Origin of the sequence: Mesorhizobium sp. NPDC059025 (genome assembly GCF_042739655.1) — a bacterium.
In the GTDB taxonomy this organism is placed as follows: Bacteria; Pseudomonadota; Alphaproteobacteria; order Rhizobiales; family Rhizobiaceae; genus Mesorhizobium.
On the sequence record NZ_JBHYIM010000019.1, the window covers coordinates 50,417 to 77,066 of the forward strand.

Sequence of the window (26,650 nt, forward strand, 5' to 3'; positions counted from 1 at the left end):
ATGGGAGATTCATGAAGAATACGGGTGGCAGTGAGCTCGTGGCTCAGCTCGAAGGGTACGGCGTCGATACGGTGTTCGGCATGCCGGGCGTCCACACCCTGTCCTTTTTCGACCCTCTGGCGAAAAGCACCATCCGCCATATCGGGGCACGGCATGAACAGGGCGCCGGATTCATGGCCGACGGTTATGCGCGTGCAACCGGGAAACCGGGAGTGTGCCTGATCATCAGCGGCCCGGGCGTCACCAACGCGGCGACGCCGATCGGACAGGCCTATTCCGATTCCATTCCTGTTCTCGCAGTGACAAGTGCGATCGCGCGGGCCGATATGGGCCTCGGGCGGGGCATGCTTCACGAGATCACAAGCCAGCAGGCGGTGACCGCGCCGATCACCGGCTTCAGTGCCACGGCGCTGACTGGCCAGCAGATCGGCGAACATCTGGCCAGAGCCATGGCTTCCTTTCAAACGGAGCGGCCACGTCCGGTCCATATCTCGATACCGCTGGATGTTCTGGACGAGGAAGTTGTCCCGCGTCCCACCCGGAAATTTCTTCCTCGCCGGCCCGGCCCCAACCCGATCGACATCAGAGCCGCGGCAGATCTGATCCGGGCGGCAAAACGTCCTGTTATCCTGGCCGGCGGCGGCTGCCGAAACGCCGGAGCCGAACTGACTCGCCTCGTCGAAGCCACGCAGGCCCCGATCATCACAACGGTGGCCGGCAAGGGCGTGGTCCCGGAATCCCATCCGCTGTCGCTGGGATCCACCCTGCAGCGGGCCAAGATTCGCAGACTCGTCGAGATCGAAGCCGATCTGGTGATTGCAATCGGAACCGAAATCTCGGAACCGGATCTTTATGTGACAGCCGACAGCGAGGCCGCCGCCGACGGGCCGATGATCGCCGACCCAACCCGGTTGGCCATCGCAGGAAAATTCATCAGGATCGACATCGACCCTGCTGCAACCGTCAGGGACTATGTGCCGGATGCCGCGATCGTCTCGGATGCCGGGCTGGCGGCCGCAGCATTGGTCGAAGAACTGGGCCGACAGCCTGCCGGGCTGATCGCCTGGAAAGTGGACTTCGCGGCACTGAAAAATCAGGTGAAGCAAGACGTATCGCCGCTGGAACGCCAGCATATTGCTGTCCTGGAGGCGGTTCGAGAGGCGCTTCCGGCGGATGCGCTCGTCTATGCCGACATGACGCAGATTGCCTATACCGGGTGCGTGTACTTTCCCGTCGACATTCCCGGCACCTGGCATTTCCCGGTTGGCTATGGAACCCTTGGCTATGCCTTGCCGGCGGCGATCGGCGGCTCCGTCGGTTCGCCCGACCGGGCCTGCGCAGCCATCGTCGGTGACGGCGGCCTTCTTTTCACGGTTCAGGAACTCGCGACGGCAGTCGAGCAGAAGCTGCCGCTCCCGATCCTTCTGTGGGACAATGACGGCCTTGGCGAGATCGCCGATTTCATGCGTGCCCGCAACATTCCGGAAGTAAGCGTGCGGCCGCTCAATCCTGACTTCAAAGCACTTGGCGAGGCGTTCGGCTGCCTCGTGGCTGTGCCGCATTCCCTCGACGAAATCGGAAACGAAATACGTCGTGCACTCCGTGCCGATCGGCCAACCATCATCATCGTCAAGCAGGATGCAGGATACCTGCGATGAACCTGGAGCACTGCCGGATCGATTTCGATGCTGCCGCCAGGGAACTCGAAACGCGATTTGCGTCGAAGTTCTCCGTAGCGCTCGCCGTCAGGGAACATCACGGCCACGACGAGAGCTGGCATCCTGCCGCCAAACCGGACGGCGTGCTGTTTGCCACGACGACCGGGGATGTCGTTGACGCGGTCCGGATCTGTGCAGGATACGGTGTTCCTGTGGTTCCCTACGGAACCGGCAGCGCCATGGAAGGCAGCGTCAACGCGGTGTGCGGCGGACTCTCGATCGACCTAGCCGGCATGGACGCGATTCTGGCGGTGAACGCTTCCGACATGGATTGCACCGTCGAGGCAGGATGCACCCGCTCGGCACTGAACTCCTTTCTGCGCGACACGGGTCTCAACTTTCCCGTCGACCCGGGAGCCGACGCGACGCTCGGCGGGATGGCAGCCACCAGGGCATCGGGGACGATGACGGTCAAATATGGCTCGATGCGGGACAATGTCGTCGGGCTGGAAGTCGTGCTCGCTGATGGAACCGTGGTCCAGACCGGAGGTCGTGCCAGGAAGTCCTCGTCCGGCTACGACCTCACGAAACTCTTCGTCGGGTCGGAAGGCACCTTGGGCGTCATAACAAAACTGACGCTGCGCCTCCATCCGATCCCGGAACACGTTCTGGCATTGCGCGCCGTGTTTGAAGACATGCGCCCGGCCGTCGAGTTCGTCGTTCTCCTGATGCAGCTCGGATATCCCGTCGCCAGAGCGGAATTCATGGACGAACTCGCACTCGAAGCGGTGTGCAGATACGAAAAGCTCGACTACGAGCGGCTGCCGACGATTTTCCTCGAATTTCATTCGAGCGTCGCTCCCCTGGACGAAACCGGCCCCGCGATCCAGGAACTTTTGGGACAATATGGCGCGAAATCCGTGCATCTGGCTGCGACGTCCGAACAGCGTGCGGAGATCTGGAGGGCCCGGCACAATGCGGCCCATGCAGAGCCGCTGCTAAGACCGGGCGCCAGGGCGATGGTGACGGATGTCTGCGTTCCCCTGTCCAGTCTGGCCGAATGCATCGCCGAGACACAGGTCGATCTGAAATCGACGAGGCTATGCGCCCCGATGGTCGGCCATGTCGGCGACGGAAACTTCCATCTTGCTATTTTGATCGATCCCGAGTCGGAATCGGAGATCGGAGAAGCAGAGCGCCTTCATGCCAGGCTCGTCGAACGCGCGCTCGGCTTCGGGGGAACCGTCAGTGGAGAACACGGCATCGGCCTCGGAAAACGGCAATATCTGGAGGCAGAACACGGTGCGGGTCTTGCCGTTATGCGATCTATCAAGCATGCGCTCGACCCACGAAACATGATGAACCCCAGGAAGATCTTTCTTCCCGATCTGTAACGCAAGCTGACGAATTCGCATGAGCGAACACGGAACCAACCGAATGTCGAAAACGAATGACAAGGTCTCTGAGAAAGGGTCCAGCCCCCTGAGGCGCATCGCGACGGTCCTGGACGCTGTCGCGTTTTCGTCGTCGGGATTGACACTCCAGGATATTGCGAGCGCGGCGCAGATACCGGTGTCGTCGGCGCACCGCATAACCAACACGCTTCTCGATGTCGGTTATCTGGAAACAGCGCCAAACCGCAAGGTCTACCTCGTCGGGCCCCGGCTGTGGCGGCTGCTGAACCTGAGCTTCGGTGACGCTCCGATTGAAAAGGTCGCCTCGCCGCTGCTGCTGGAGCTGGCAAACAAGGTCCAGGAAGTTGCCTTCATTTGCCGTCTGGTGGGAGGCAAGATCAAGCTGGAAGCCTTCGCCTTCCCACAGGAAGCGTCGACCTCATTGATCCATCCGGGCTATGAATTTCCATACCATGCCACCGCGAGCGGCAAGGCGATGCTGGCGTTCCAGAACGAGGATTTCGTCGAAAATGCGCTCAGCGAAGACATCCCCCGATTTCAGGCCGGAACCACCGTCGACCGCGCCGAAATTCGCCAACAGTTGAGTGCCGTGCGTCAGCGAGGATATGCAGTCAACGACATGGAGTTCGATCCGGGAGTGTTCGCGCTCGCGGCACCCGTCACCTTCGAACACGGAAACGTTTTCCTCACCGTTGGCATCGTCGGCATGAGTGGCAGGATGCACGACCGCTTCGAAGAGACTGACATGGCGACCTTCGTGAAATCGACGGCCGCCAAACTGTCCCATCTGCTTTCGAGCCATCGATAGGGGGATCCGTGGAATCGCGCCGGCCGAAGTGCCGCGCCAGCCGCGCAGCCCCCGTCTCGGCGCATTCCTGAAATCCGTTCGCTAGCTCAGGCTGGACCTAGAGCGTTTCCGTTTTTCACGGAACCGCGGAAACGCTCTAGGTTTTGTTTTCGTCGCATTTTTGTAACGCCAAGTGATTCCACTTGGCTACAAAATGCTCTAGTGCCGCACCATGCCGGCATCGACGTTGAGGGTCTGGCCGGTGATCCAGCGCGCGTCGTCGGAGGCGAGGAAAGACACGACGTCAGCGATGTGCTCGGGCTGGCCCTTGCCTTTCATCGCCTGCAGCATCTCGACGAAACCGAATGCCTCGTTGTGCGGGCTCGCCTTGACGCCGTCGCTCTCGATCAGGCCGGGCGTCACCGCATTGGCCGTGATGTTGTATTTGCCGAGTTCCGTCGCCAGCGCCCGGGTGAAACCGATGACGCCACCCTTGGCCGCGACATAGGCTGCCATATTAGGCGTGCCGGCGAAGAAAGTGTTGGAGGCGATGCTGATTACCCGCCCCGCCTTGTCTGCCGCCCGCATCTGGTCGGTTGCCGCGCGGGTGACTATGAAAGTGCCGGTCAGGTTGACGTCGATGATCCTGCGCCAATGGTCGATGTCGACATCGTCCCAGGCGATGAAAGGCACGATGCTGGCGTTGTTGACGAGGATGTCGAGGCCGCCGGACAGCGCCTGGATCTCGGCAAACAGCGCCTTCACCGATGCAGGGTCGGAGATGTCTGCAGCAATCGCCTTCGCTTTTCCACCGATCGACGCGGCAGCGGCCTTGGCACCCTCGGCGTTGATGTCACTGATGATGACGGTCGCACCATCGGCGGCCAGCCGCGCCGCGATCGCCTTGCCGATGCCTTGCGCGGCGCCCGTCACCAGGGCCGTCTTTCCCGCTAGCCGTTCAGTCATGAAATCTCTCCCTTAAGCTCAATCTTGTGATGTGTGTTCAGGCGTCGGCGTCGATGACGGCCAGCGCAGCGTCGATGCCCTTGCCGATTGCAAGCTTCTGGCCGGCAGCGTTCATGGCGCCGCCGAGCGCGGTCAGCGCAGCGATCGCATAGATCGGCTGCGCCGTCGGACCCATGTGGCCGATGCGCGTCAACCTGCCCAGCGTTTCGCCGCGGCCCGACGAGAACACCACGCCGTAGCGGGCACGCGCGGCTTGGCGCAGCGCCTTCTCATCGATGCCTTCAGGCGTGCGCACGGCGGTGGTGGTCGGCGACGCTATCGCCTCGCTGGCCGCCCAGATCGACAGGCCCATCGCGGCGACGCCGGCGCGCATGGCCTTTGCCGTCAGCGCGTGACGCGCCCACACAGCTTCCGGCCCCTCCTCGAGATAAAGGTCGAGCGCGGCGTCGAGCCCGTTGACCTCAGCGACGGATGGCGTGAACGGGAAAGGCTGCTCGCGGGACCACGCATTTTCCCAGTCGACGATGCTCAGCATCGAAGCCCGCGGCGCCGCCTTGTTGGCCTTCATCCTGGCCCAGCCGCGTTCGCTGACGCCCATCAGCGTCAGGCCGGGAGGCGCACCCAGGCATTTGTTCGGGCCGGTGACGTAGATGTCGGCCTTGCAGTCTTCCGGATGCGTCTTCATGCCGCCGAAGGACGAAACGGCATCGACGATCAGATAGGCGCCGTGGGCCGACACCAGCGCGCCGATGGCATCGATCGGATTGATGGTGCCCGACGGCGTGTCGTGGTGGCAGACCGACACGATGCTGATTTCCGGATGCTTCTTCAGCATCTCGGCAACCGCCTGCGGGTCGATCGCCTCATTGTAGGGCACTTCAATCTCGAGCAGGTTTGGCGAGTAGCGCTTCGCCCAGTAGCCGAAGCCCTTGCCGTAGACGCCGGAGGCGAGGTTCAGCACGACATCGTCGGGCGTGATCAGCGATGCCGCCGCCGCTTCGAGGCCCAGCACCGGTTCGCCATGCAGGATCAGCGGCCTGTTCGACAGCCGCATCGCCTTCTGCGCCTTGTCGATCACCTTCTCGTAGAAGATCTGGAACGCCGGATCGTAGTCGTAGAGCACCGTGCGGCCAAGGCCGCGCAGCACTTTTGCATAAGCGTCCACCGGCCCCGCGGTCAGCGTGATCACCGGATCGGCGTGTTCGAGGTAGCGCATTTTCCGTCTCCCGATTGGAGCAATTCCGGCAAAGGCGCGTCGCGGCTTTGCGTTCGGAATTGAGTAAGAACAAAACGTCAGAGCGTTTCCCCGAAAAACGGAAACGCTCCGGTGGCGCTCAGCCGTAGAACTGCGTGCCGGTCCGGTAGGTTTTGAAGTTGTCCATGTCGTGCGAATACATCAGCTCCGCACCATGGTCCGCAGCCAGCTTCTGCACCTTGCGCATCGAATTGACGCCGGCGACCGGATCGATGTGGAAGGCAGCCTGGCACAGCGTCTCCAGGCTCTTCTGGGTGTAGGCGGCATCGATCGTGAACAGGATCGGCTGGCGCCTGGGGAACTCCACCAGAAGGCTGTAGTGGCCGATCGAATGGCCTGGCGTCGAAATCAGCTTCACACCTTTGGCAAGTTCGATGTCGCCATCGATCCCCTCGAAGGTCGAATTGGCGCGTGTGGTGCCTGCCAGCAGTTGCGCCGTCGCGCCGCGCGCTTCCGCCGCCTCCGCCGAGAAGCTCAGGTCGGAATAGCCGAGATGTTCGAAGGGCTGCGGATTGCAGGCCTGCGGCACTTCCGTGCGATGGCAGATCTTCTTGGCGTGCGGGAAATATTTGTTGCCGCCGCAGTGGTCGAAATGAAAATGCGAGTTGACGACGACGTCGATGTCCTTCGGTTCCAGCCCAAGCAACGCCAGCGCACCCGGAATGGTCTGGTGCTTCTCCTGGATCGGCTTTTCGAACGGCAGCACCTTCATGACGTGGTCGTAGTCGAAGCCGGTGTCGATGAGGAAGCGGCCCTCTGCATGCTCGATCAGGATCGAATAGACCGGAAAGCGGACTTCACCGCCCGGGCCGCGGTTCCAGAACACATGATAGCCATCGAGGACGAGCGAGCCGCCGTCGAGCAGGTAGACCTTGGTATCCGACATTCTTGCCTCCTGTTTTGGCGCGGCTCCCGTCCGCGCATCGGTTGTGGTCAGCGCGCGCCGCGCTCGTAGGGAATTCCGAGTGCAGCCGGCAGGCTGGCCCGCCGCCCGAACAGCACCAGCATGATCATCACCGCCAGGAACGGCAGCATCTGGATGACGTCGGTGGGGATGTTGATGCCCGCCACCTGCATGGCCGTGGTCAGCGACAGGCAGACGCCGAACAGCAGCGCACCGAACAGAACCCAGACCGGCCGGCCCCGAGCCAGCATGGCCAGCACGATGCCGAGGAAACCGGCACCGTTGGTGATGAAGGGAATGAACAGCCCCGCCCCGACATTGGCGAGATAGGCACCGCCGAGCCCGGCCAGCGCACCGGTGGACAGCACGGCGATGGTACGGGTCCTGATGACGTCGATCCCGGCAACGTCGAGCGCGGCCGGCTTGTCGCCGGCGGCCTGCAGGTTGAGGCCGAGCTGCGTGCGCCGGTAGAGGTAGCCCATGGCGAACACCAGGGCGACAGCCAGGTAGACGATCAGGTGATGTTTGAAAAAGGCCGGCCCCACCACCGGAATGTCCGCCAACGTCGGAATCACGGTCGGGTTCGGGGCCGGCAAACGGGGATAGCTGCGTGAGAACTGAAAGTGGTGCAGAAGCGCCGTCAGTCCTTCGAGCCCGAGCGTCAGCGCGATGCCGATGACGATCTGGTTCAGGCCGATGCGCACGCACAAGAGCGCCATGACCAGCGCCACCGCGACACCGCCGGCAGCGCCTGTGAAGAAACCCAGCCACAGCGAACCGGAATAGAAGGCGCCGACGAAGCCGAGATAGGCGCCGGCCAGCATCATGCCCTCGATGCCGATGTTGAGCACGCCGGCTTTTTCCGACATCTGCTCGCCAAGCCCGGCAAGCAGAAGCGGGATGGCCGCGGTGACCGCGCCGAACAGCAGCGCGCTGAGAAAGACTTCGCTGAACAGCCCGGTCATGCGTCAGGCCTTTCTCGACTGGTTATAGCGATGGTCGACATACTCGGCGAGGGCGAGCACGATCAGCACGATCGACACCAGCACCAGCGTGAAATGATTGGGCACGCCGAGCCGCCGTGCCGCGCTCTCGCCGCCGATCGACAGCACCGAAAGCAGGAACACGAAACCGATGGCGGCAAAGCCGTTCATACGGGCGAGGAACACCGCCGGGATGACCGCCAGCCCATAGGCGGGGTTCCAGTCTGCACGGACGTTGCCCTGCACGCCGATGATGTCGATGGCACCGGCAAGGCCCGCCAGCCCGGACGAAATGGCGAAGACGGCGATGGTCAGGCCGGGCACGCCGAGCCCGGCATGGATCGCCGCCCGGGGATTGGCGCCGACGATCCGTAATTTCAGTCCGAAGGCCGTCCGCGTCATCACCAGGTGCACGATGATGATCGCGGCCAGGCCGAACAGCAGGCCGCTGGTGATGGTGGTGTCGAACAGGCGCGGCAACCGGTCCTCCACCGGCAGGGTTCGCGTCTGCGGCACGGTGGTGCCTGGGTCGCGGAACAACAGCTTGACCAGAACATTGGCGAGCGAGGTGCCGAGGAACGTCATCATCAGCGTGGTGATGATCTCGTTGACGCCCTGATAGGCGCGCAGCAGTGCCGGCACCAGCGACCAGGCCATCGCGACAAGCGTGGCGACGAGGAACGCACAGAACAGGGCAAGCCAGGCCGGCATGATCCCGACGAAGAACGGTGCACTGGCCGCCGCCGTGACCGCGCCGAGCAGGAACTGGCCGTCGCCACCGAGATTCCACATGCCGGCACGGAAGGCGACGATCAGGCCGGCGGCGAGGAAGAGAAGCGGCGCCATGCGCGTCAGCGTCTGCTGGATGCCAAGCGGCGAGAACAGCCCCTTTTCCAGCACATAGCCATAATAGGCGAGTGGATCGACGCCGACAGCAAGCAGGATGCAGCCGGCGATGACGAGCGCGGCCAGGATCGGACCTACGGTCATCAGCAGCCGGCGCAGGATGTCGCGGCGCACGGCGACGCCGCTGGTGGCATCGAGAGCGGTAGCGCTGACGGTGGGGGCGGTGTCGATGCTCATGCGGCTAGTCCGATCATCAGGCGGCCGACCCTGGTGCGGGCATCGTCGGCATTGGCGACGGTGCCGACCAGGGCTCCGTTGGCCATGACGGCAATGCGGTTGCAGATGCTGAGCAGCTCCTCGAGGTCGGTGGAGATCAGCAGCACGGCGAGGCCGCTTTGGGCGGCGTCGCGGATGCGCTGGCGCGACGCCAGCGTGTTGGCGAGATCGAGCCCGTAGGTGGGCTTGTTGAAGATCACCACCCTGGCGCCCTCCGCCAATTCGCGGGCCAGAAGCACCTTCTGGATGTTGCCACCCGAGAGCCGCGCGACGGGCGTCTTCAGGCTCGGCGTGCGTACGTCATATTCGCGCACCAGTTCGGCGGCGCGCCGGTCGATCTCGGCGCGCTGCTCGATGCCGCTGCGCCAGAACGGCGCGGCGCCGACCTGCTTGAGGAAGAAGTTGATCGAGACCGGGAAGGTGCCGACCGTGCCCTCGCCCAGCCGGTCGTCGGTCAGGTAGCGCAGGCCGCGTCTGCTGCGCTCGCCGACGCTCAGCGTCTCGATGGCGACGCCCCCCAGTCGCACCGAACCGCCGGTCGCCGCGCGCTGGCCTGACAGCGCCTCCGCCAGCTGTTTCTGGCCGTTGCCATCGATGCCGGCAATGCCGAGGATCTCGCCTGGGCGGATATCGAAGGAGATCGACGACAGCCCAGGCGCGTTGTCGGTCGCCGCCACCGTGAGGTCGGTGACCTGAAGCAGCGGCGCAGCCTCCGCGTGGACCGAAGCAACGGGACGCTCCGCCGCTTCCGGATCATCCTTCTGCTTGCCGAACATCAATTCGACGATCTCGGAGATGATCTCCTGCTCGCCAAGCGCGCGAAAACGTTCCGGCGGGATTTCGCCGACCTTGCGGCCGAGCTTCAGCACCGAGATACGGTCGCCGAAAGCAGCCGCCTCCTTGAGCTTGTGGGTGATGAAGACGATCGCCAGCCCCTGTTCGACGAGGCGACGCATCAGCGCGCCAAGCTCTTCGATGCCTTGCGGCGTCAGCATCGAGGTGGATTCGTCGAGGATCAGCAGCCGGCTGTTGCGCACCATGGCGCGCACGATCTCGACCTGCTGCTGTTCGCCCAGCGAAAGCTCCGACACCCTGGCATGCAGCTTGACGACGATGCCGAGGCTCTTGCTGATTTCGGCGACGCGCGCCGCGAGTTCCTCCGTTCTGGGGCGTTGCCACCAGGGGCCGCCGAGCAGCAGGTTTTCCGCCACGGTCAGCGTCGGCACCAGCATCATGTGCTGGAACACCGTGCCGATACCAAGCGCCAGCGCCTGGCGCGGCGATGTGATCGGTGTCGGCCTGCCGTCGACCAGGATGCGTCCTTCGTCCGGCTGCTGCAGGCCGGACAGCATGCCGATCAGCGTGGATTTTCCCGCCCCGTTCTCGCCGAGCAGCACATGCACTTCGCCCGGTCGGATCGACAGGTCGATGCCGTCATTGGCGACGATGCCCGGAAAGCGTTTGGTAACGCCTTCGAGTGTGACGATGTCGCCAACGGATGACGAGGAAGCATTGCTCATGAAAGCCCGGCCCTGAAAACGGGGATTGCTCCGAAGGGACGAACTGATCGCCCCTTCGGCATCTGACCTTGATCGCCTTACTGGGCGACGCTTGTCATCAGCGCCCTGACGGCGGCGGCATCATAGACAGGCTCGACCTTGATCTTGCCGGAGATGATGTCCTCGCGCACCGCCTGGACCTCGGACCAGACCTTGTCCGGGATCGCGGCGGTCTTCAAGAGTTTCACGGAATCGTCCTTCAGGCCGATCGTGTAGTGCTTGCTGCCGAAGGTGTCGGCCTTGAGGTCGGCGATCATGGCGGCATAGACCGGCTCGATGTTCCAAACCACCGACGACAGCAGGAAGCCCTTGTCGATCGGCGACTTGTCGCCAATGACGTCGATGAAATAGACCTTGCCGCCATCCGCGGCCTTGGTCGTCTCGACCGCCTGCAGCATGCCGAAGCTGGAACCGTTGCCCTGGCCGAAGATGATGTCGGCGCCCGAGGCGATCACGCTTTCGGCGACGCGCTTGCCGCCGGCCGCATCGCTATAGGCGGCGGGCCCGATCACCGCATAGGTGATCTTGACGTCCGGGTTCTCCGCCTTCACGCCCTGTGCGAAAGCCGCCGATTGCGAGTTCCAGGATGGCGGTTCGCCGGAGACGACGATGCCGACCGACTTCGAGCGCGACATCTTGGCGGCGAGACGGCCAGCCAGATAGGCGCCCTCATGGCCGCTCAGCGTGTAGTCGGCGACGAGGCCCTTCTCCAGTCCATTCGGCGTATCGACGATCGCCACCGGAACCTTGGTTTCCTTGGCGATCTCCGGCGCCGAGGTGTTGTAGCCGCTGGCATGGGCGATCAGCAGGCTGGCACCGTCCGAGGCGAGTTCCCGAAGCGTGGGACGAACGTCGCCATAGCCGAGGCCCTGGGCCACGACCACTTCGACACCGGCGGCCTTGCCGGCCGCCTTGGCGGCATCGATGCCCTGCTGATTCCAGCCGTAGTCGGTACCCTCTTCGGGCGTCAGGATGGCGATCGACTTGACTTCGCCAGCAACCGCGCCACCCAATAAGACACCACTAAGTATAACTGCACTTACGCTGCTTTTGAGAATCTTTAGCATGTTACCCTCTTTTGTTGCCTTCCGGTTGATATTCTTGTTGTCATTACGCAGAAGAGAGATAGACTTTCGGAAAAATTGCTTCCGGAGCCTATTCGAAGTGAAGATCCGTTATGTCCTCCCGTTAGCGCTGGCGTTCGCACCCTTTGCCAACGCGGTTGAGTTGCACCACGTCACCGTCCGCACCGGCACCGACGGGCTTGCCATGGTGCCGCTGACGATTTCGAATTCCGGCGAGGAAGGCCTGTCATGCAACGCCGACTTCGCCCACTGGTATTCGGCCGGGATCGCGACGGTCGAACCGGGCAAGAGCGCCCGTGTCGAACTCTGGTTCGACGCCGCGACCGGCACCTTCACCATCCTCAACGACAAGCGCGAAAACCTGCCGGTCGAGCGCTTGTGGTGCGGCCTGTCGGCCCGCGCATATGCGACCCGCGTCCAGATCGCGCTCGACCGCACCGATGCGGAGAAAGGCACGCGCGCCGTGTCCTGCGACACCTGGCAGGATGGCCTGGTGTGCAGATAGGCGCCCATCGATCCGTGCCCCTCACGCATTGCGCCTATTCCTTCGCCAGGAATTTGTCGGTGAAGGTCTCGTCCGCCGACAGCGGCACCTTGAGCACGCCCTGATCGCTGAGCGTCTTCAGCGTCTCTTCCCACTGCGTCTTGCTCATCCAGCCGAGGCCGTGTTCCTTGGTTTCTTCGCTGGTGAAGGTCGAGGCGATGTCGGCGTTGATCTGTGCCAGCAGCACGTCCTTCTTGCCGGCATAGCCGGGCGCTGCCTTGGCCGTGATCTCGGCGGCCTCTTCGGGATGAGCGACGACATAGTCGAAGGCTTCGCGATAGGCCTTGACGAAACGGCGCACGACGTCGGGCTTGTCCTTGATCATCTTCTCCGAGGTGAACAGACCGGAGCCGTAGGCCTTCCAGCCATGGTCCGCGCCCATCATGATGCTGAGCGAACCGGGACCGCCCGCCTTGGCTTCGAGTTCCGGAACCTCGGCGTCGACATAGCCGACGACCGTCTGCACCCGTCCGAGCAGCAGATAGCTCTCATAGGGCGGCGAGACGCTGTTCAGCGTCATGTCCTTTTCGGTCAGGCCGTTGGCGGCCAGGAACCCCCTGAAGAAGATGTAGGTCGATCCGGCCGGGTGGATGCCGATGGTCAGTCCCTTGAGGTCTTCCGGCTTGCTGAGCTTCAACGTCTTGGCCAGCGAGATGATCGCCAGCGGCGAGCGCTGGTTGACGGCGGCCAGCGCCACGACCGGAACCTTCTGCGATCGCGCGACGGCGAGCGTCGGCAGGTCGCCGAAGCCGAAATCGGCATTCTCGTTGCCCACCAGTCGCATGGCGTCCGGCGAACCCGAGCCCTTGCGGATTTCGGCGAGATCGATGTCGTTCTTGGCGAAGAAGCCCTTTTCCTTGGCCACGAAGAACATGGCATGGTTGCCGCGCACCACCCAGTCGAGCTGGACGTTGACGGTGTCGGCGGCAAGCGCTGCGCCGGAGAAGCCAAGCGCACCGGCAAATGCCGCAAGCGTGGCCGCCTTGATGAGTGAGCGTCTCAGCATTGTTCGATCCTTCCCTTGACTGCCCAGAACCCTAGGCGTGGCTGAATTTCGGTGCCCACGGCACCACGATGCGTTCGAGGATCTCGGCCGCGTAGTAGAAGGCGATGCCGAGAACGGAGACGAGCAGCAGCGCTGCGAAGACCAGCGCCGTATCGAGCTGTGTCGAGGCGAACTGGATGACGTAGCCCAGCCCGTCCGAGGCGCCGGCGAACTCGCCGACGATGGCGCCGATGACGCTCAGCGTGGCGGCGATCTTGGTGCCGGCCATCAGATTGGGTAGCGAATGCGGCACCCGGATGCGGAACAGGATCTGCGTGCGGCTGGCGCCGACCGAATTCATCAGCGACAGCAGCGAGCGGTCCACCGATTGCATGCCGGCCAGCATCGACAGCGTGACCGGGAAGAAGGCGATGACCAGGATCAGGCCGATCTTGGGTGCCAATCCGTAACCGAACCAGAGGATGAAGATCGGCGCCAGTGCCACCTTGGGCACGTTCTGGAACAGCACCACCAGCGGATAGAGCGCCCGGCCCAGCCAGTCGAACCGCACGATGACCAGCGCGATGGCAACGCCGACCACGACCGAGACGACGAAGCCGAGCAGGATCTCGGCCGCCGTCACCAGCGTGGCCTGCATCAGCGTTCCCCATTGCGCGACCAGTGATCGCCCGATCTCCGACGGAGCCGGGATGATGAAGGGCGAAATGGCGAAGATCCGAACAATCGCTTCCCAGGCCACGATCGTGGCCAGCAGCAGAATGACGGCAGGCAGCCAGCTGCTTGTCGCGGCGGCGAAGCCGGAGGGCGAACGCGGCTCGGCGGTCATGGGTTGATCGCTCATGATGCGTCTCCCGGTTGATGGCTGGCGCGCAGCATGGTGCGCAGCTGAACGACGAGGCGCACGAATTCCGGATCTTCCGTTACCGCCAGGTCGCGCGGATACGGCAGGCCGATGTCGATGCTGCCGGTGATGCGTCCGGGCTTGATGCCGAGGGCATGGACATGGCGCGACAGGTGGATGGCCTCGTCGATCGAATGGGTGACGAGCACGATCGTCTTGCCGGTGCGCTGCCAGATCTCCAGCAGCGACTGCCCCATCGAGTCGCGGGTGATGGCATCGAGGGCGCCGAAAGGCTCGTCCATCAAAAGCACCGCCGGGTCGAGCGCCAGCGCCCGGGCGATGGCGACGCGCTGCCGCATGCCACCCGACAATTCGTTGGGCCGCTTGTGGGCGGCATCACCGAGCCCCACCAGCTCCAGCATCTCCTGTCCGCGTGCCCGAAGCTCGGCACGCGACAGCGATCTGTCGGCGATGGACAGCAGCATGGAAGCGTTGTCGACCGCGTTCTTCCACGGCAGCAGATTGGCATCCTGGAAGACGACGCCGATCATGCGCTTGCGCGCCGCCTCGACCGGCGAAAGTCCGCCGATCGAAACGCTGCCGCTTGTCGGCTCGACCAACCCGGCCAGCACCTTGAGCAAGGTGCTCTTGCCGCAGCCGGAAGGGCCGATGAGCGAGACGAAGGAGCCCTTCGGCACCGCAAGATCGATATTCTGGAGGACCAGCTGCCGGGCATAGACCACCGAGACGCCCTTGACCGAGATAAGGTCGTCATGCCGGATGTGAGCCGGTTTGCCACCGTCTGCCCGGATCGTGTCAATGCGCATGGCTTGTTCCTCCGTGCGTTCCGATCCAGCTGCTTCTCTGCATGGTGCGATCCATCGGCTACTCCCGGCCTTCCAGGATGCGCCGCACCGCGACGAGCTTGCGCGCCCGCTCGGCCTGCAGCGCCTTTGTCTGCTCGGGCGTATAGGAGAACATGCCTTCGCCCGACTTGATGCCGAGCTTCGCGGCGCCGGTCTTCTCCAGCACCATCGGCGCGACATCATCGCGATTGGAAAGATCGGCGTTCAGGAAGGACGAGACGGACTTGTAGATGTCGAGGCCCGCCATATCGAGCAGCGCCATCGGGCCGACGACGGCGATCTTGTAGCCGATGCCCCAGGACACGCAGGTGTCGAGGTCCTCCGGCTCGATGACACCGCGCTCGACGAGATCGACCGCCTCGCGCAGCAGCGCATAGAGCACGCGGTTCTCGACAAAACCCGGGACGTCCTTCTTCACGACCACGGGCAACAGGCCGATCGAGCGGATCAGCTCACGGATGGTCGCCACGGTCTGCGGCGCGGTCTTCTCGCCGCCGATCACCTCGATCATCGGGATGATATGCGGCGGGTTCGACCAGTGCATGCCCACCATCCGCCCGGGATGCGAGATATGCGCCTGCAGCTGGGTGATCGGGATGCCCGACGTGTCCGACGCCACGATCGTGTCGGACGGGATCAGGCCGTCGATGGCGCGATAGACGTCGGCCTTGATCGCGATGTTTTCGGGAACGTTCTCGATGACGAGGTCGGCACCGGATACCGCGTCGGCGATATCATCGGTGAAGCGCACGGTTCCGGCACCGGCCGCCGGCGCCGCGATGCCCAGGGCATCGAGAACGCCCTCGGCCGTGCCCAGCATGGCGCGTGCGCGTTCGATCGCCGCCGGGGCGACGTCATAGGCGGTCACATGCAGGCCGCCCCTGGCGAGCCTTGCGGCCATGCCCGGTCCCATCGTGCCCAGACCGATGATGGCGATACGTTGGATCATCACGCTGCCCTGCTTTCCGCTACTGCTCTCGACGCCGCGATGAGGTCGGCGGCCTTCTCGGCGATCATGATCACCGCCGCATTGATGTTGCCGCAGACCAGGTCAGGCATGATGGAGGCGTCCACCACGCGCAGGCCGTCGACGCCGCGGAGGCGCAGTTCCGGGTCGACGACCGAGGCTGCATCAACACCCATCCGGCAGGTGCCGGCCGGGTGATGCACGGTGATGGAGGTCTTGCGGATATGCTCGTCGATCTCGTCGTCGCTCTGGCATTTGGGACCGGGGAAGAACTCGGCCTCGATGAACGGCTGCATGGAAGGTTGAGCGGCGAGATTCCTTGCCACCCGGAAACCGGCGCGCAGCGATTCCCAGTCCTTCGGCGAGGCGAGGAAGTTCTGATGGATCAACGGGGCAGCCAACGGATCGGTCGAGGCCAGCTTCACGGTTCCCCGGCTTTCCGGCTGCGTCGCCACGATCCGTGTCGCGAAGCCATCGGCGAAGGGCGCCTTGAACGGCTTGAAATATGGCCAGGCGGCGAGCGGGGCCGCGGTGAACAGCAACTGCACATCCGGCAGCGGCCGCTCCGGGCCGCTTTTCAGGAATGCCACGACCCCGCCCGGCACATCGCCCGAGAAACCGCTTCCCGTCAGATAGGTCTTGAGGAAATCGAACCCGATCCGGTCCGCGCGCATGTTGTGCAGGAACGGCCCCGGGGTCCGGCGCCGGTACATCAGGATGACCGAGACATGGTCCTGCAGGTTCTTGCCGACCGCCGGCAGGTTCACCCGCGTCTGGATGCCGTGCGCGGCGAGTTCATCCGGCGCGCCGATGCCGGACAGCATCAGCAGCTGCGGCGTGTTGATGACACCGCCGCAGAGCAGGACCTCCCTGCGCGCGACAACCGTCCGTTCGCTGCCGCGATGGCTGATCGTCACGCCGGTGGCACGCGTGCCTTCCATGGCGAGCTTCGTCGCCATCGCTCCGGTCAGCACGGTCAGATTGGGCCGCGCCAGGGCCGGGCGCAGATAGGCCGATGCCGTCGAGCTGCGGCGGCCTTTCGAGATCGTCATCTGGAGGCGGCCGAAACCTTCCTGCCGCTCGCCATTGTAGTCGTTCGTCTGCGGATAGCCTGCCTCGACGCTGGCCTGCGCGAAGGCGTCGATCAGCGTGTCCTTGTAGCGACAGAACTGGGTGCTGAGCGGGCCGTTGCCGCCCCGGAAGCGGCTGCCGCCCTTTTCCCAGCTTTCCTGTTTCTGGAAGTAAGGCAGGACCTTTTCGTATGACCAGTCGGCAAGCCCGCTGGCGGCCCAGCGGTCATAGTCACCGCGATTTCCTCGGACATAGGCCATGGCATTGGTCGAGGAAGACCCGCCGATGACCTTGCCGCGCGCGCACTCGACGCGGCGTCCGCCGACATTGTCCTCAGGCTCGCAGAAATACATCCAGTCGTGGCGGCGCTCGGTCAGGATCTTGCCCCACCCGAGCGGAATGTGGATCATCGGGTCACGATCCCAGCCACCAGCCTCGAGCAGCAGCACGGAACACTGCGGGTCGGCGCTCAGCCGGTTGGCCAGCACGCAACCAGCCGATCCGGCCCCGACGATAATGTAGTCATAACTCTGTGCGTGCGGCATGGTTCTACTGCTTTCGCCTGACGCTCTGGCCCCGGTGAATCTTCAGGATCCGGGGGCCGGATACCCTGGCAGGGACCAGGCCCTGCCGGGGATGTTCAAAGACCCGCTGGCGCTAGGCCAGGCCCTTTTCCTTGAGACGCTGCGACCAGTGATCCCATCCCCGGTCGATCTGTTTGCCGACAAGCGCGCCCGCCGTCTTAACCTCGCCGGGCGTCAGGTATTTGATCTTGCCGATCTGGAGTCCGGCCGTGAGCGCCTTGGCTTCCTGCTCGAGATAGAAAGCGCGGAACACGACCTCACGGACAGAATTGCCGACGTTCACCACGCCGTGGCGGGCCATGAGGACCACTGTCTGGTCGCCGAGGCTTTCGGCGATATCCGCGCAGACGCCGCGGCCGCCGCCGAAGAGATCGGTCTCGTCACCCTGCTTGTCGCGGATTTCATAGACGGGTACGGCCTCGCCCATGAATGCGCCCATATGCGTGACTGGGCGTAGCGGTGTGTCGGTAAAGCAGTATGGCAGCACGGCCGGCGAATGGCTGTGCAGCACGCAGTTGACGTCCGGCCGTGCCTTGTAGATTTCGCTGTGAATGTAGCGCTCGAGATAGGCCGGCCGATTGTCCGTGGTCTCGCCATCGAGGTTGAAACGCAGGATGTCGCCGGTCGTTATCAGGCTCGGCGCGAGCTTCTGGGCAAGGAAGAAGCTTTGCGGATCCTCGGGGTCACGGGCACTGATGTGCCCGAACGTATCCAGGACCCCCTCGTTCAGAAGGATCTTGGTCGCCGTGACCAGCTCCTGGAAGACCTTCTGGCGCGTGGCGTTGCTGTCTGTCATTCTCGAATTCTCCCATTACACAGCGGCGGCGATCGTTTTTTGTTGTTCTTGTTGATCGCCGGGGTCGCTGTTCACCTGTTTTCGTAGATGCCGACGATCCGGTTCTGCTCGATGATGTTGCCGGCATATTTCTGGAGGAACTCCTCCCGGTTGGGCGTCCCTTCGACCTTGGTGTCGAGGGCGTACACCCAGAAATAATAGTGATGTTCGCCATGGCCAGCGGGCGGCTGCGGTCCGTAGTACTGCATGTGACCGGCGCCGTTCGGTCCGACGCGGAACTTTTCCTGTGCGTCGGAGAGATCGGTGGTCGACGGATCGATGCCATACACGACCCAGTGGGTGAAACCATTGGCCAGCGGCGCGTCCGGATCATGGCAGATGACGGCGAGCTCTTTCGCGCCTGCCGGGACACCGCTGACGGTCAGCCGGGGCAACACGTTGCCCTTGTCGCCGGCATGCTCGTCGCGCAGCCTGCCGAGCGGATGGAAATCCGCCGAGGTGATCTTCAGGTCCTTGATGTTCAGGGGCATGGAATGTGTCCTTGTTCGATCGAACTAAACGGTTGTCTCGAGGTCGGCGACGGTTTTGCCGCCGACGCGCTGATGCACGCGCGGTCCCGACGCGACGGCGACGCAAATCAGAAGCTCGTCCGGGCGCGGGCCATCCGGCACGGAGAAGGTGACGGCATCGTAGTGAGAACGGATGTAGAGCTCATCCTTGTGGGCGAGCGGGATGTCGATGGCGGTGCCGGCAGCGGCGACCTTGCTGACCGACGAGATCCAGGCCCTGCCACCGCCCACCTGCTCGCGCAGCGGGTCGCCGAACAGCGTGGTGATGCAGGCGACGACATGTTCCTGTTCGCCGGCCGTGCCGGCGATGCCTCCCTTGCCGTAGCTGTTGACCGGCCGGTTGCCGAGCAGCGATGCGGCGCGTTCGCCGAGCGCGTGGCCGATGGCCGCGCTGGGGTTCACGATATCGGAGAGATCGGCGACGAATTTGCCGGCAAACGGGTTGCGGATGACCACGCCCACCGCGACCTTGATGAGCGTGTCGCCGGGCTCTCCGCCATCATGCCGGATCTCATGGACGGTGGAGTACCAACCGCGCACCTCGTAGTGTTTCTCAACTTCTGCCGAATAGTTCATTTAAGTCTCCCGAGGAGAGCGCGGCTTCCGCCGCACCAATTGATCTGTAGCCCGCCCATTCGAAATCACTGCGGCCATGAGAAGACCCGGCGCAGCGGGTCGTAGCGAGCCGCCTCCAGGGCGGCCGGGGTGAACATGTTGCCCTTCGAGAGCGAGCGGTTGGCCGCATAGTCCCCGGAAAGGGCCTGACAGCGATCGGTGACCGGGCGAATGCGCTTCTCCCAATCGACGAGTGCGTCTTCGACGGAGGAGCCCGCTTCCAGGTCCTGCGACAGGCTGAAGGCGTTGACCATCGCGCAGCCGGCACCCTGGGCGAGAGCCGGGCACATTGCATGCGCGGCGTCGCCGACGAGTGCGACCTTGCCGCGTGTCCAGCTGTCCAGCTTCGTCGTCTCGTATTTGTCGTATCGGGCGGTTTTCAGCTTCGCCGCCTCGACCAGACATGGCTCCAGGAAAGGGAACATCTCGACCCAGACCTCGAGGTCGATCGGCACCGCCGATCCGCGCGGGTCGGCGGCCGGGGCCATCAGGCCGAGATAAAGCTCGTTCTCGTTGCAGGGCGAGTAGAGGATGCGCTGGACGCGCGGCCAGAAATTCCACATGTCGATGGTGTTGTCCCACTCGCCGTGGCCGAGTTCCTTCTTCATGCGCGGGACGATCAGCCGGATCAGGCCATCCTTCGATATCCACCGATCCTGCTTGAAGCCGATGGAATCCCTCACCTTGGAACCGACGCCGTCGGCACCGACGATCAGGTCGGCTTCGAGAACCTCGCCGGTCTGCAGGGTCAGGCGGCCCTCCGGATCGGCAGCAACCGCCTCGGAGTTGACGCGTATGTCGACACCCAGCGCACGCGCGCGGTTGACCAGCGCATCATGCAGATGGCTGCGGGTCATGATGCGCCAGGGGAGCCCGTTGAACGTCTCCCTGGAGACGGACTTGTTGTGCATCCAGGTTTCGTAGGTCGGCGGCGTGTGCGAGCCCTGCAGGACATCGTCCAGCGCCCCCAGTCCTTCGAGGACGCGGAGGCCGTTGTGCCAGAGATAGATACCCGCACCAAAGGCCCGCAGTTCGGAGCTCTTCTCGTGCAGCCGGACATCCCAACCGCTCTGCTTCAGAGCGATGGCTGCCGTCAGGCCGGCGAAGCCGCCGCCGGCAACCTCGGCACGACGCGCCTTGCCCGGAGTTTTGTTTACATTGGCCATTTTCTATCCTGATCCTGGGTACAAGAGGACGGCAGTCGAGCCGTCAGGCGTCTATGAAATTGGTGATGGCTTTCAGCGTGATCTCGGGGGCCGTCTCGTTGACGTAGTGGTCGGCTCCCGGGACGACGACCACGGGCAGGTCCGGCCGCAGCCGGCTGGTCTTTGCCAGTGCCGCCGGCGAAACCAGCTTGCTCTCTTCGCCACGAACGATGAGCACGGGCTTCGTCACGTCGCGGTAGGCCTGGGTCAGGTCTGCGCGCAGCCCCCTGGCGGTCTGCGCCATGGCCGAGGGCGACGCCAGCGGACGGAAGCCGCCGTCGACTTTCCGATAGCCGCTTTCGGCCCTGATCCTGATGGCGTCGGCGGGAATGTTCGGGTAGCGGGCCGCCAGATATGCCTGGACCGATTTGAGGTCATCGAAAAGCCGGTCTCCCGCGTTCACCCGGGTTTCCAGCGCGTCCAGCACCTCGGTCTCGATATAGGGCGTGAAGTCGATCGCGATGACCGACCGTACCAGGTCCGGATAGCGCGCTGCGGCGGTGACAGAGTTTCTGGCACCGAGCGAATGCCCGACCAGAATGGCTGGGCCGCGGCCGAGCGTGCGGATCAGCGCGGCGATGTCGTCCGAATAGTCATTGGCCTCGTAGCCGCTTTCCGGCTTGTCGCTGAGGCCATGCCCGCGCTGGTCGACCGCGATGGTCGTGAAGCGATCGGAGAGCCGGGCCATCAACGGTGCGAAGACAGCCGAATTGGAGGTGATGCCGTGGAAGAAGAGCAGCGACGGGCCGCAGCCTCCCTCGCGCACATTCAGGACGATGCCCCCCGTCTCGATGCGGCGCGAAATCAGCTGGTCGGAGCGTATGCCTGCCGCCATGTTCTGGATCCTTTTTGTTGCGGCCCGTCTCATTCAAGAGGATCATATTAGAAATGGCTCGTCAACCAGATTGTCAGACATTCTTGCAATCTTGATAATTGACAATCTGGCTATTCCTGCTGTCCAATACCGGCAGCGTCGCATATGATGCGTCCGATCGTGACCCCGAGCCCAAGAGACGTGATCAATGCCGGCAGATCTGAATTTGCGGATTTCCCCCAGAACGGTGCAGCAGGAGACTGTCGACAAGTTGCGGCTCGCGATCCTGTCCGGGCTGTTCCAGCCGGGAAGCCGCCTGATCGAAAGCCAGCTATGCGCCCAGCTCGGCATCAGCCGTCCTTCGCTGAGGGAAGCGTTGCGCAGTCTCGAGGCCGAACGCCTGATCGAGATCGTGCCCAATCGCGGGCCGGCGGTACCCGCGCTTTCATGGGAAGAGGCAACCGCCATCTATGAAGTGCGAGAACTGCTGGAAGTCGAGGCGGCGGGGCGATGCGCATCCCGAATTGCCGCCGAACAGCTGCAGGAACTCGAGACATCCCTTCTCGCCTTTGAGGCGGCGGCGGCCAGCCATGACAGCCTGGCACAGGTCACGACCGCCGCCGACTTCTATTCGATCATACTGGCCAATTGCGGCAATCCGATCCTGGAGGAAGTCCATCGTGGCCTGGTGGCCAGGATCAGCTTCTTCCGAGGACGGTCGATGTCCCTGGAAGGCAGGGCGCAAAGCAGCCTGGCGGAGATGAGGGAGATCTATGAATCCATCGCCGCCGGCGACGAGAAAGCCGCCCGCAAGGCATCGAAGAAACATCTTCTGAAGGCGAAGGCGGCGGCAAAGGTATCGATGGACAGCGGGATCTGATTTTCTTCGGAAAATCCCTTCGAAGTCTCAAGACCCCTGATCCCGTTTCGGTATCCGCAGAACACAGATCAGCGCGCCGGGGCGTGACCGCGCCGGCAGACAATGCCGGCTGTCGAGCCGGTCCACACAAGATGGGGTGATGATGACCAGGGCGACTGCAAACGAACGGCATGCCGATGTCGTTATCGTCGGGGGCGGTTCCGCCGGCGCGTTGCTCGCCGCGCGCCTGAGCGAGGATCCGACCCGCCGCGTCCTGCTGATCGAGGCCGGCGAAGAGGAGATCGACCCCGACATCCGCCATCCGGCGGCCTGGCCGGCGCTGCAGGGCCGCAGCTACGACTGGGACTATCGCACCGAGCCGCAGGCGGGAGCCGCGGGGCGGGTGCACCGCTGGGCTCGCGGCCGGCTCATCGGCGGCTCCAGCTGCCTGCACGCCATGGGCTACATGCGTGGCCACCCCGCAGACTTCCAGGCGTGGGTCGACGCCACCGGCGACCACCGGTGGAGCTGGGATGAATTGCTGCCCTCGTTCCAGGCCATCGAGGATCATCCGCTCGGCGGCAACGGCCTCTACGGCAAGGGCGGGCCGATGCCCGTTCATCTGCCTTCGGACGAAGTCAGTCCGGTGGCGCGCGCATTCATCGAAGCCGGCGCCTCGCTCGGCCTGCCGCGCCTTGAAGGTCACAACAGCGGACAGATGATCGGCGTCACGCCGAACTCGTTGAACATTCGCGACGGTCGGCGGGTCACGGTGGCCGACGCCTGGCTGACCCCGGCTGTGCGAAACCGCACCAACCTGACGGTCCTGACGGGATCGCGGGTGCGGCGGCTCACCGTGGGCGGCAATCGGGTACGCGGTCTCGAAATCGTGCAGCGACAAGGCAACCTCGAGGCGGTCCTCGCGGATCGTGTGGTGCTGTGCGCCGGCGCGCTGGAAAGCCCGGCCCTGTTGATGCGCTCCGGCATCGGTCCGCGCGACACACTCTCCGCGGCGAATGTCGATTGCCTGGTCGATGTGCCGGAGATCGGCCGCAACCTTCAGGACCACCTGCTGGGCGCCGGGAACCTTTACGCGGCCCGCAAGCCCGTTGCGCCGTCGCGCCTGCAGCATTCGGAATCGATGGCCTACATGCGGGCCGGCGACTTCACCGCCAACGGACAGCCCGAGATTGTCGTTGGCTGCGGCATCGCGCCGATCGTGTCCGAATGCTTCCAGGCACCGGCGGCCGGAACGGCCTATTCCCTGCTGTTCGGCATCACCCATCCGACCAGCCGCGGCAGCCTGCGCATCAGCGGGCCGGAACTCCAAGACCGATTGATCATCGATCCCGCCTATCTGCAGACCGACCGGGATCGCAGCTTGTTCCGCCGGGCGCTCGCTGCGGCAAGAGAGATTGGCCATCGCGACGAACTTGCCGAATGGCGAGAGCGCGAACTTCTGCCAGAGCCAGTCAACGCCGAGGGCGGCATCGACGAATTCATCGCTCGGGCCGTCATCACCCACCATCATCCCTGCGGCACCTGCCGGATGGGCAAGGACATGGATGCCGTCGTCGATGCGGACCTGCGGCTCAGGGGGCTCGACAATCTCTTCGTCGTTGACGCTTCCGTCATGCCCAGCCTCACGGCCGGGCCAATCCACGCTGCCGTTCTGGCGATTGCCGAGACTTTCGCGCGGAGGATGGACGCGTCGCGAAACGGATGACCAAGCCACGGCGTGGCGCATTGAATTGACAAACTACCTACTAGTTGGTAGGCAAAATCATGGAACGCTCGCAGACCAAGGCCGACGAAATCCTGCTGTGCGCGCGAGCGCTCATCATCAGGGGTGGCTACAACAGTTTCAGCTACGCCGATATCTCGAGCGTGGTCGGCATCCGCAACGCGAGCATCCACCACCATTTCCCCAGCAAATCGGACCTGGTCAGCAGGCTGGTTGCGCAGTACCGCGCGGAGGCTGCCGCCGGCCTCGCCGAACTGGAAAGAAATGTCTCCGATCCACTCGAACAGCTTCGCGCCTATGTCGGCTACTGGGAGAGCTGTATCGTTGAGGCGACTCATCCCTTCTGTGTATGCGCCTTGCTTGCCGGTGAGATTCCAGTTCTCCCGAAAGCTGTCGTCCTCGAAGTGCGCGCGCATTTTCGAAGACTCTGCGACTGGCTCACCGCCGTCCTAGAGCGCGGCGCCGCACAAGGCCGCCTGACCCTGACGGGCACGGCCCACGCCGACGCCGAACTGTTCATGGCGACCGTGCATGGCGCGATGCTTTCGGCACGCGCTTACGGGGATGCTGCGACTTTCGGCGCCATAACCCACCCCTTGCTGAACCGCATCGCCGCTTGAGACACCAGACCCTGCCAGGGAGGTCGACGCATGCCCGAAATGCCTACCAACCAGTAGATAGCTAAGTCATTCTCGCAGATCTGCCGTCGGCAATCTGCCTGATCAGGCCCTGTTTGATGAAGAGGTAACCTCTCATGTTCGGAATTTCCCCGCTTGGCTGGGTCCATACACTCGGCAGCCTGCCGGCCATCCCCGTAGCGCTCTACATGTTTGCCCGTCATGGTCGCATCGTTCCCCGGTCCGTGCCGGGATCGATCTACTTCGTTTCCATGCTGATCGGCGCCGCAACCGCGTTCCTCGTGGCGCATCAGCCGGTCAGCTACGTCATCGGCGGCTTGACCCTGCTGTTCCTGCTTGCCGGCTACGGGGTCGAACGCATCCTGGGTCCAACGCGCCTGGCCCGATATGCCGAGACTGTCTGCCTGAGCCTGAGCGCGTTTCTTCTGATGCTGCCGACCATCACCGAAGTGCTGCGCCGCGTTCCGGACGGTCATCCCTTCGTGACGGACCTGAAGTCGCCGCTGCTGCTCGGCGCCCAGGGCGGGCTGCTGGTCATTCTCGTGTTTGGTCTCGCGGCCCAGATAATTTACCTGGCAAGGCAAGGCAAAACGGCCCCGAGCCAGAAGTAGCCCGATCGTCGTCAAGGCCCGGCCCTCCCCCAAGAGCTCCTTCTGCCTGGATGCCCTGCGGAACCATGACCGCAGGGCATCCAGGCATTCGGGGTTCCCTACTCGTCCGCCCAGCCTCTGCCCTTCTCGCGCTTGCGGCTGCGGTAGTCCTTGTTGAGCCGGACCCATTTGCGGCGCTCCTCCCCCTGCGCCACCGGATCGTCCCGGCGGTCGAGATAGGCCAGCTCGCGCTGCAGCTTGCCGTAGCCCAGCCAGCGGTCCTCGGCCAGGCTGCCGTCCTGCAGGGCCGCTTCGATGGCGCAGCCCGGCTCACCGCCATGGCTGCAATCGCGGAACCTGCATCGGCTGGCCAATTCCTCGATGTCCGCAAAGGTTGCCGACAAGCCGGCACCCGAATCCCACAGCCCGAGCTCGCGCATGCCGGGCGTGTCGAGCACCAGCCCGCCCCCGGGCAGCAGCACGAGCTCACGATGGGTGGTGGTATGCCGCCCGCGCGCATCGTCCTCGCGAATGGCCTGGGTCGCCATGAGAGCCTGGCCGGCAAGCGCGTTGAGCAGGGTCGACTTGCCGGCGCCGGAACTGCCGAGCAGCACCGCGGTGCGCCCCGGCAGGATCAGACGGCGCACGGCATCGAGGCCTTGCCCTGTCAGCGACGACATGGCGATCACCTCGGCCCCGAGGGCCACGGCCTCGGCGGCAGCGATGGGACCGGCAGGATCCTCGCAGGCGTCCGCCTTGGTCAGGACGATCACCGGCGTGGCCCCGCTCTCCCGGGTCACTGCGAGGTAGCGCTCGAGCCGCCGCGGATTGAAGTCGGCGTTCAAGGAAGCCACGAGCAGCGCCACATCGACATTGGCGGCAATGACCTGGGCGGTCTCGCCGGTACCGGCCGCCTTGCGCCGGAAGCAGGTGGCGCGCGGCAGCAGATGGTGGATCGTCGCGGTGCCTTCGTCAGGACGCGCGGCAGCGGCCACCCAGTCCCCGGCGACGGGATGCTCCATGTCGCCCGCGGTGAAGGCAAAGCGGCCGGCGAGGCCGGCGTTCAACTCGCCAACGGGCGTGATCAGCCGGTAGAGGCCACGCTGCTGGACGATTACGCGCCCAGGGACAAGTCCTGACGCGGCATGCGGCAGGAATGCATTTTGGAGCGTTTCGCTCCAGCCATAGGTTTCTAGCACTTGGGAAA

At 64.1% G+C, this 26,650-nt stretch carries 26 protein-coding genes; 8 read left to right on the plus strand and 18 right to left on the minus strand.

What is annotated here, in order from left to right; genetic code table 11:
* Positions 1-11 precede the first annotated feature (11 nt).
* The 3 genes from ACFWYE_RS28885 to ACFWYE_RS28895 are packed head-to-tail and all read left to right on the plus strand — an operon-like array spanning position 12 to position 3,881.
* Positions 12-1,658, plus strand: a complete 1,647-nt coding sequence (locus tag ACFWYE_RS28885) for a 5-guanidino-2-oxopentanoate decarboxylase (RefSeq protein ID WP_379115494.1) — start codon at positions 12-14, stop codon at positions 1,656-1,658.
* Positions 1,655-3,052, plus strand: coding sequence for an FAD-binding oxidoreductase (locus ACFWYE_RS28890; RefSeq protein ID WP_379115495.1), 1,398 nt, complete (start codon positions 1,655-1,657; stop codon positions 3,050-3,052). Before ACFWYE_RS28885 ends, ACFWYE_RS28890 begins: the two co-directional genes overlap by 4 nt.
* 43 nt (positions 3,053-3,095) lie before the next feature.
* A complete protein-coding gene (locus ACFWYE_RS28895) occupies positions 3,096-3,881 on the plus strand; it encodes an IclR family transcriptional regulator (protein WP_379062723.1) in 786 nt (261 codons plus the stop codon).
* A 198-nt stretch (positions 3,882-4,079) separates the two neighbouring features.
* Here ACFWYE_RS28895 and ACFWYE_RS28900 read toward each other — a convergent pair whose 3' ends face one another.
* From ACFWYE_RS28900 to ACFWYE_RS28930, 7 genes are all read right to left on the minus strand, one after another.
* On the minus strand, positions 4,080-4,826 hold the full coding sequence (locus ACFWYE_RS28900; protein ID WP_379062725.1) for an SDR family NAD(P)-dependent oxidoreductase: 747 nt from the start codon (positions 4,824-4,826) through the stop codon (positions 4,080-4,082).
* A 37-nt stretch (positions 4,827-4,863) separates the two neighbouring features.
* The gene (ppaT, locus tag ACFWYE_RS28905; RefSeq protein ID WP_379062727.1) at positions 4,864-6,042 is read right to left on the minus strand and encodes a pyridoxamine--pyruvate transaminase; all 1,179 of its coding nucleotides are present in this window, start codon (positions 6,040-6,042) and stop codon (positions 4,864-4,866) included.
* Positions 6,043-6,160: 118 nt separating this feature from the next.
* On the minus strand, positions 6,161-6,967 hold the full coding sequence (locus tag ACFWYE_RS28910; protein WP_379062729.1) for a 4-pyridoxolactonase: 807 nt from the start codon (positions 6,965-6,967) through the stop codon (positions 6,161-6,163).
* Between the two features lie 47 nt (positions 6,968-7,014).
* On the minus strand, positions 7,015-7,950 hold the full coding sequence (locus tag ACFWYE_RS28915; RefSeq protein ID WP_379115496.1) for an ABC transporter permease: 936 nt from the start codon (positions 7,948-7,950) through the stop codon (positions 7,015-7,017).
* Between the two features lie 3 nt (positions 7,951-7,953).
* On the minus strand, positions 7,954-9,051 hold the full coding sequence (locus tag ACFWYE_RS28920; RefSeq protein ID WP_379062733.1) for an ABC transporter permease: 1,098 nt from the start codon (positions 9,049-9,051) through the stop codon (positions 7,954-7,956).
* Positions 9,048-10,610: an ABC transporter ATP-binding protein gene (locus ACFWYE_RS28925; protein ID WP_379115497.1), complete on the minus strand. Its 1,563-nt coding sequence runs from the start codon at positions 10,608-10,610 to the stop codon at positions 9,048-9,050. Before ACFWYE_RS28925 ends, ACFWYE_RS28920 begins: the two co-directional genes overlap by 4 nt.
* A 77-nt stretch (positions 10,611-10,687) precedes the next feature.
* A complete protein-coding gene (locus tag ACFWYE_RS28930; protein ID WP_379062737.1) occupies positions 10,688-11,662 on the minus strand; it encodes a BMP family protein in 975 nt (324 codons plus the stop codon).
* Positions 11,663-11,813: 151 nt separating this feature from the next.
* Here ACFWYE_RS28930 and ACFWYE_RS28935 point away from each other — a divergent pair, with 151 nt between their 5' ends.
* Positions 11,814-12,239, plus strand: coding sequence for a hypothetical protein (locus ACFWYE_RS28935; RefSeq protein WP_379062739.1), 426 nt, complete (start codon positions 11,814-11,816; stop codon positions 12,237-12,239).
* 34 nt (positions 12,240-12,273) lie between these two features.
* Here ACFWYE_RS28935 and ACFWYE_RS28940 read toward each other — a convergent pair whose 3' ends face one another.
* The 10 genes from ACFWYE_RS28940 to ACFWYE_RS28985 all read right to left on the minus strand — a co-directional run bounded on the left by ACFWYE_RS28940 (position 12,274) and on the right by ACFWYE_RS28985 (position 21,633).
* A complete protein-coding gene (locus ACFWYE_RS28940; RefSeq protein WP_379115498.1) occupies positions 12,274-13,284 on the minus strand; it encodes an ABC transporter substrate-binding protein in 1,011 nt (336 codons plus the stop codon).
* Positions 13,285-13,315: 31 nt separating this feature from the next.
* Positions 13,316-14,125 (minus strand): ABC transporter permease, encoded by an 810-nt coding sequence (locus ACFWYE_RS28945; RefSeq protein WP_379115499.1) that lies wholly within the window; start codon positions 14,123-14,125, stop codon positions 13,316-13,318.
* Positions 14,122-14,952 (minus strand): ABC transporter ATP-binding protein, encoded by an 831-nt coding sequence (locus tag ACFWYE_RS28950; protein WP_379115500.1) that lies wholly within the window; start codon positions 14,950-14,952, stop codon positions 14,122-14,124. Before ACFWYE_RS28950 ends, ACFWYE_RS28945 begins: the two co-directional genes overlap by 4 nt.
* A gap of 58 nt (positions 14,953-15,010) precedes the next feature.
* Positions 15,011-15,940 (minus strand): 5-formyl-3-hydroxy-2-methylpyridine 4-carboxylate 5-dehydrogenase, encoded by a 930-nt coding sequence (fhmpcd1, locus tag ACFWYE_RS28955; protein ID WP_379115501.1) that lies wholly within the window; start codon positions 15,938-15,940, stop codon positions 15,011-15,013.
* The gene (locus ACFWYE_RS28960; protein WP_379115502.1) at positions 15,940-17,574 is read right to left on the minus strand and encodes a GMC family oxidoreductase; all 1,635 of its coding nucleotides are present in this window, start codon (positions 17,572-17,574) and stop codon (positions 15,940-15,942) included. The genes fhmpcd1 and ACFWYE_RS28960 overlap by 1 nt, the downstream gene beginning before the upstream one ends.
* Before the next feature lie 112 nt (positions 17,575-17,686).
* Positions 17,687-18,409 carry a class II aldolase/adducin family protein gene (locus ACFWYE_RS28965; protein ID WP_379115503.1) on the minus strand — a complete coding sequence of 241 codons (723 nt, stop codon included), beginning with the start codon at positions 18,407-18,409 and terminating at the stop codon, positions 17,687-17,689.
* A 71-nt stretch (positions 18,410-18,480) separates the two neighbouring features.
* The gene (locus ACFWYE_RS28970; RefSeq protein ID WP_129411166.1) at positions 18,481-18,939 is read right to left on the minus strand and encodes a YbhB/YbcL family Raf kinase inhibitor-like protein; all 459 of its coding nucleotides are present in this window, start codon (positions 18,937-18,939) and stop codon (positions 18,481-18,483) included.
* 24 nt (positions 18,940-18,963) lie between these two features.
* Positions 18,964-19,554 (minus strand): amino acid synthesis family protein, encoded by a 591-nt coding sequence (locus tag ACFWYE_RS28975; protein ID WP_379062749.1) that lies wholly within the window; start codon positions 19,552-19,554, stop codon positions 18,964-18,966.
* A gap of 65 nt (positions 19,555-19,619) precedes the next feature.
* Positions 19,620-20,759, minus strand: coding sequence for an FAD-dependent oxidoreductase (locus ACFWYE_RS28980; protein WP_379115504.1), 1,140 nt, complete (start codon positions 20,757-20,759; stop codon positions 19,620-19,622).
* A 43-nt stretch (positions 20,760-20,802) separates the two neighbouring features.
* Positions 20,803-21,633: an alpha/beta fold hydrolase gene (locus ACFWYE_RS28985; protein ID WP_379062755.1), complete on the minus strand. Its 831-nt coding sequence runs from the start codon at positions 21,631-21,633 to the stop codon at positions 20,803-20,805.
* A 187-nt stretch (positions 21,634-21,820) separates the two neighbouring features.
* Here ACFWYE_RS28985 and ACFWYE_RS28990 point away from each other — a divergent pair, with 187 nt between their 5' ends.
* The 4 genes from ACFWYE_RS28990 to ACFWYE_RS29005 all read left to right on the plus strand — a co-directional run bounded on the left by ACFWYE_RS28990 (position 21,821) and on the right by ACFWYE_RS29005 (position 25,464).
* Positions 21,821-22,492, plus strand: coding sequence for a GntR family transcriptional regulator (locus tag ACFWYE_RS28990; protein ID WP_379062757.1), 672 nt, complete (start codon positions 21,821-21,823; stop codon positions 22,490-22,492).
* 139 nt (positions 22,493-22,631) lie between these two features.
* Positions 22,632-24,197: a GMC family oxidoreductase gene (locus tag ACFWYE_RS28995; protein ID WP_379115505.1), complete on the plus strand. Its 1,566-nt coding sequence runs from the start codon at positions 22,632-22,634 to the stop codon at positions 24,195-24,197.
* A 59-nt stretch (positions 24,198-24,256) separates the two neighbouring features.
* On the plus strand, positions 24,257-24,835 hold the full coding sequence (locus tag ACFWYE_RS29000; RefSeq protein WP_379115506.1) for a TetR/AcrR family transcriptional regulator: 579 nt from the start codon (positions 24,257-24,259) through the stop codon (positions 24,833-24,835).
* 134 nt (positions 24,836-24,969) lie between these two features.
* On the plus strand, positions 24,970-25,464 hold the full coding sequence (locus ACFWYE_RS29005; protein WP_379115507.1) for a hypothetical protein: 495 nt from the start codon (positions 24,970-24,972) through the stop codon (positions 25,462-25,464).
* 98 nt (positions 25,465-25,562) lie between these two features.
* Here the strand turns inward: ACFWYE_RS29005 and rsgA are convergent, their stop codons facing one another.
* Positions 25,563-26,642, minus strand: coding sequence for a ribosome small subunit-dependent GTPase A (gene rsgA, locus ACFWYE_RS29010; protein ID WP_379115508.1), 1,080 nt, complete (start codon positions 26,640-26,642; stop codon positions 25,563-25,565).
* Positions 26,643-26,650 lie beyond the last annotated feature (8 nt).

What these genes read in the sequence shown, in the direction of transcription:
- ACFWYE_RS28985 (WP_379062755.1), bottom strand. Translation starts at nt 21,633, where the DNA reads ATGGCGGCAGGCATACGCTCCGACCAGCTGATTTCGCGCCGCATCGAG.
- ACFWYE_RS28910 (WP_379062729.1), bottom strand. Translation starts at nt 6,967, where the DNA reads ATGTCGGATACCAAGGTCTACCTGCTCGACGGCGGCTCGCTCGTCCTC.
- ACFWYE_RS28995 (WP_379115505.1), top strand. Translation starts at nt 22,632, where the DNA reads ATGATGACCAGGGCGACTGCAAACGAACGGCATGCCGATGTCGTTATC.
- fhmpcd1 (WP_379115501.1), bottom strand. Translation starts at nt 15,940, where the DNA reads ATGATCCAACGTATCGCCATCATCGGTCTGGGCACGATGGGACCGGGC.
- ACFWYE_RS28920 (WP_379062733.1), bottom strand. Translation starts at nt 9,051, where the DNA reads ATGAGCATCGACACCGCCCCCACCGTCAGCGCTACCGCTCTCGATGCC.
- ACFWYE_RS28950 (WP_379115500.1), bottom strand. Translation starts at nt 14,952, where the DNA reads ATGCGCATTGACACGATCCGGGCAGACGGTGGCAAACCGGCTCACATC.
- ACFWYE_RS28960 (WP_379115502.1), bottom strand. Translation starts at nt 17,574, where the DNA reads ATGCCGCACGCACAGAGTTATGACTACATTATCGTCGGGGCCGGATCG.
- ACFWYE_RS28915 (WP_379115496.1), bottom strand. Translation starts at nt 7,950, where the DNA reads ATGACCGGGCTGTTCAGCGAAGTCTTTCTCAGCGCGCTGCTGTTCGGC.
- ACFWYE_RS28980 (WP_379115504.1), bottom strand. Translation starts at nt 20,759, where the DNA reads ATGGCCAATGTAAACAAAACTCCGGGCAAGGCGCGTCGTGCCGAGGTT.
- ACFWYE_RS28940 (WP_379115498.1), bottom strand. Translation starts at nt 13,284, where the DNA reads ATGCTGAGACGCTCACTCATCAAGGCGGCCACGCTTGCGGCATTTGCC.
- ACFWYE_RS28970 (WP_129411166.1), bottom strand. Translation starts at nt 18,939, where the DNA reads ATGCCCCTGAACATCAAGGACCTGAAGATCACCTCGGCGGATTTCCAT.
- ACFWYE_RS28945 (WP_379115499.1), bottom strand. Translation starts at nt 14,125, where the DNA reads ATGAGCGATCAACCCATGACCGCCGAGCCGCGTTCGCCCTCCGGCTTC.
- ACFWYE_RS28975 (WP_379062749.1), bottom strand. Translation starts at nt 19,554, where the DNA reads ATGAACTATTCGGCAGAAGTTGAGAAACACTACGAGGTGCGCGGTTGG.
- ACFWYE_RS28895 (WP_379062723.1), top strand. Translation starts at nt 3,096, where the DNA reads ATGTCGAAAACGAATGACAAGGTCTCTGAGAAAGGGTCCAGCCCCCTG.
- ACFWYE_RS29005 (WP_379115507.1), top strand. Translation starts at nt 24,970, where the DNA reads ATGTTCGGAATTTCCCCGCTTGGCTGGGTCCATACACTCGGCAGCCTG.
- ACFWYE_RS28925 (WP_379115497.1), bottom strand. Translation starts at nt 10,610, where the DNA reads ATGAGCAATGCTTCCTCGTCATCCGTTGGCGACATCGTCACACTCGAA.
- ACFWYE_RS29000 (WP_379115506.1), top strand. Translation starts at nt 24,257, where the DNA reads ATGGAACGCTCGCAGACCAAGGCCGACGAAATCCTGCTGTGCGCGCGA.
- ppaT (WP_379062727.1), bottom strand. Translation starts at nt 6,042, where the DNA reads ATGCGCTACCTCGAACACGCCGATCCGGTGATCACGCTGACCGCGGGG.
- ACFWYE_RS28965 (WP_379115503.1), bottom strand. Translation starts at nt 18,409, where the DNA reads ATGACAGACAGCAACGCCACGCGCCAGAAGGTCTTCCAGGAGCTGGTC.
- ACFWYE_RS28885 (WP_379115494.1), top strand. Translation starts at nt 12, where the DNA reads ATGAAGAATACGGGTGGCAGTGAGCTCGTGGCTCAGCTCGAAGGGTAC.
- ACFWYE_RS28900 (WP_379062725.1), bottom strand. Translation starts at nt 4,826, where the DNA reads ATGACTGAACGGCTAGCGGGAAAGACGGCCCTGGTGACGGGCGCCGCG.
- ACFWYE_RS28890 (WP_379115495.1), top strand. Translation starts at nt 1,655, where the DNA reads ATGAACCTGGAGCACTGCCGGATCGATTTCGATGCTGCCGCCAGGGAA.
- ACFWYE_RS28990 (WP_379062757.1), top strand. Translation starts at nt 21,821, where the DNA reads ATGCCGGCAGATCTGAATTTGCGGATTTCCCCCAGAACGGTGCAGCAG.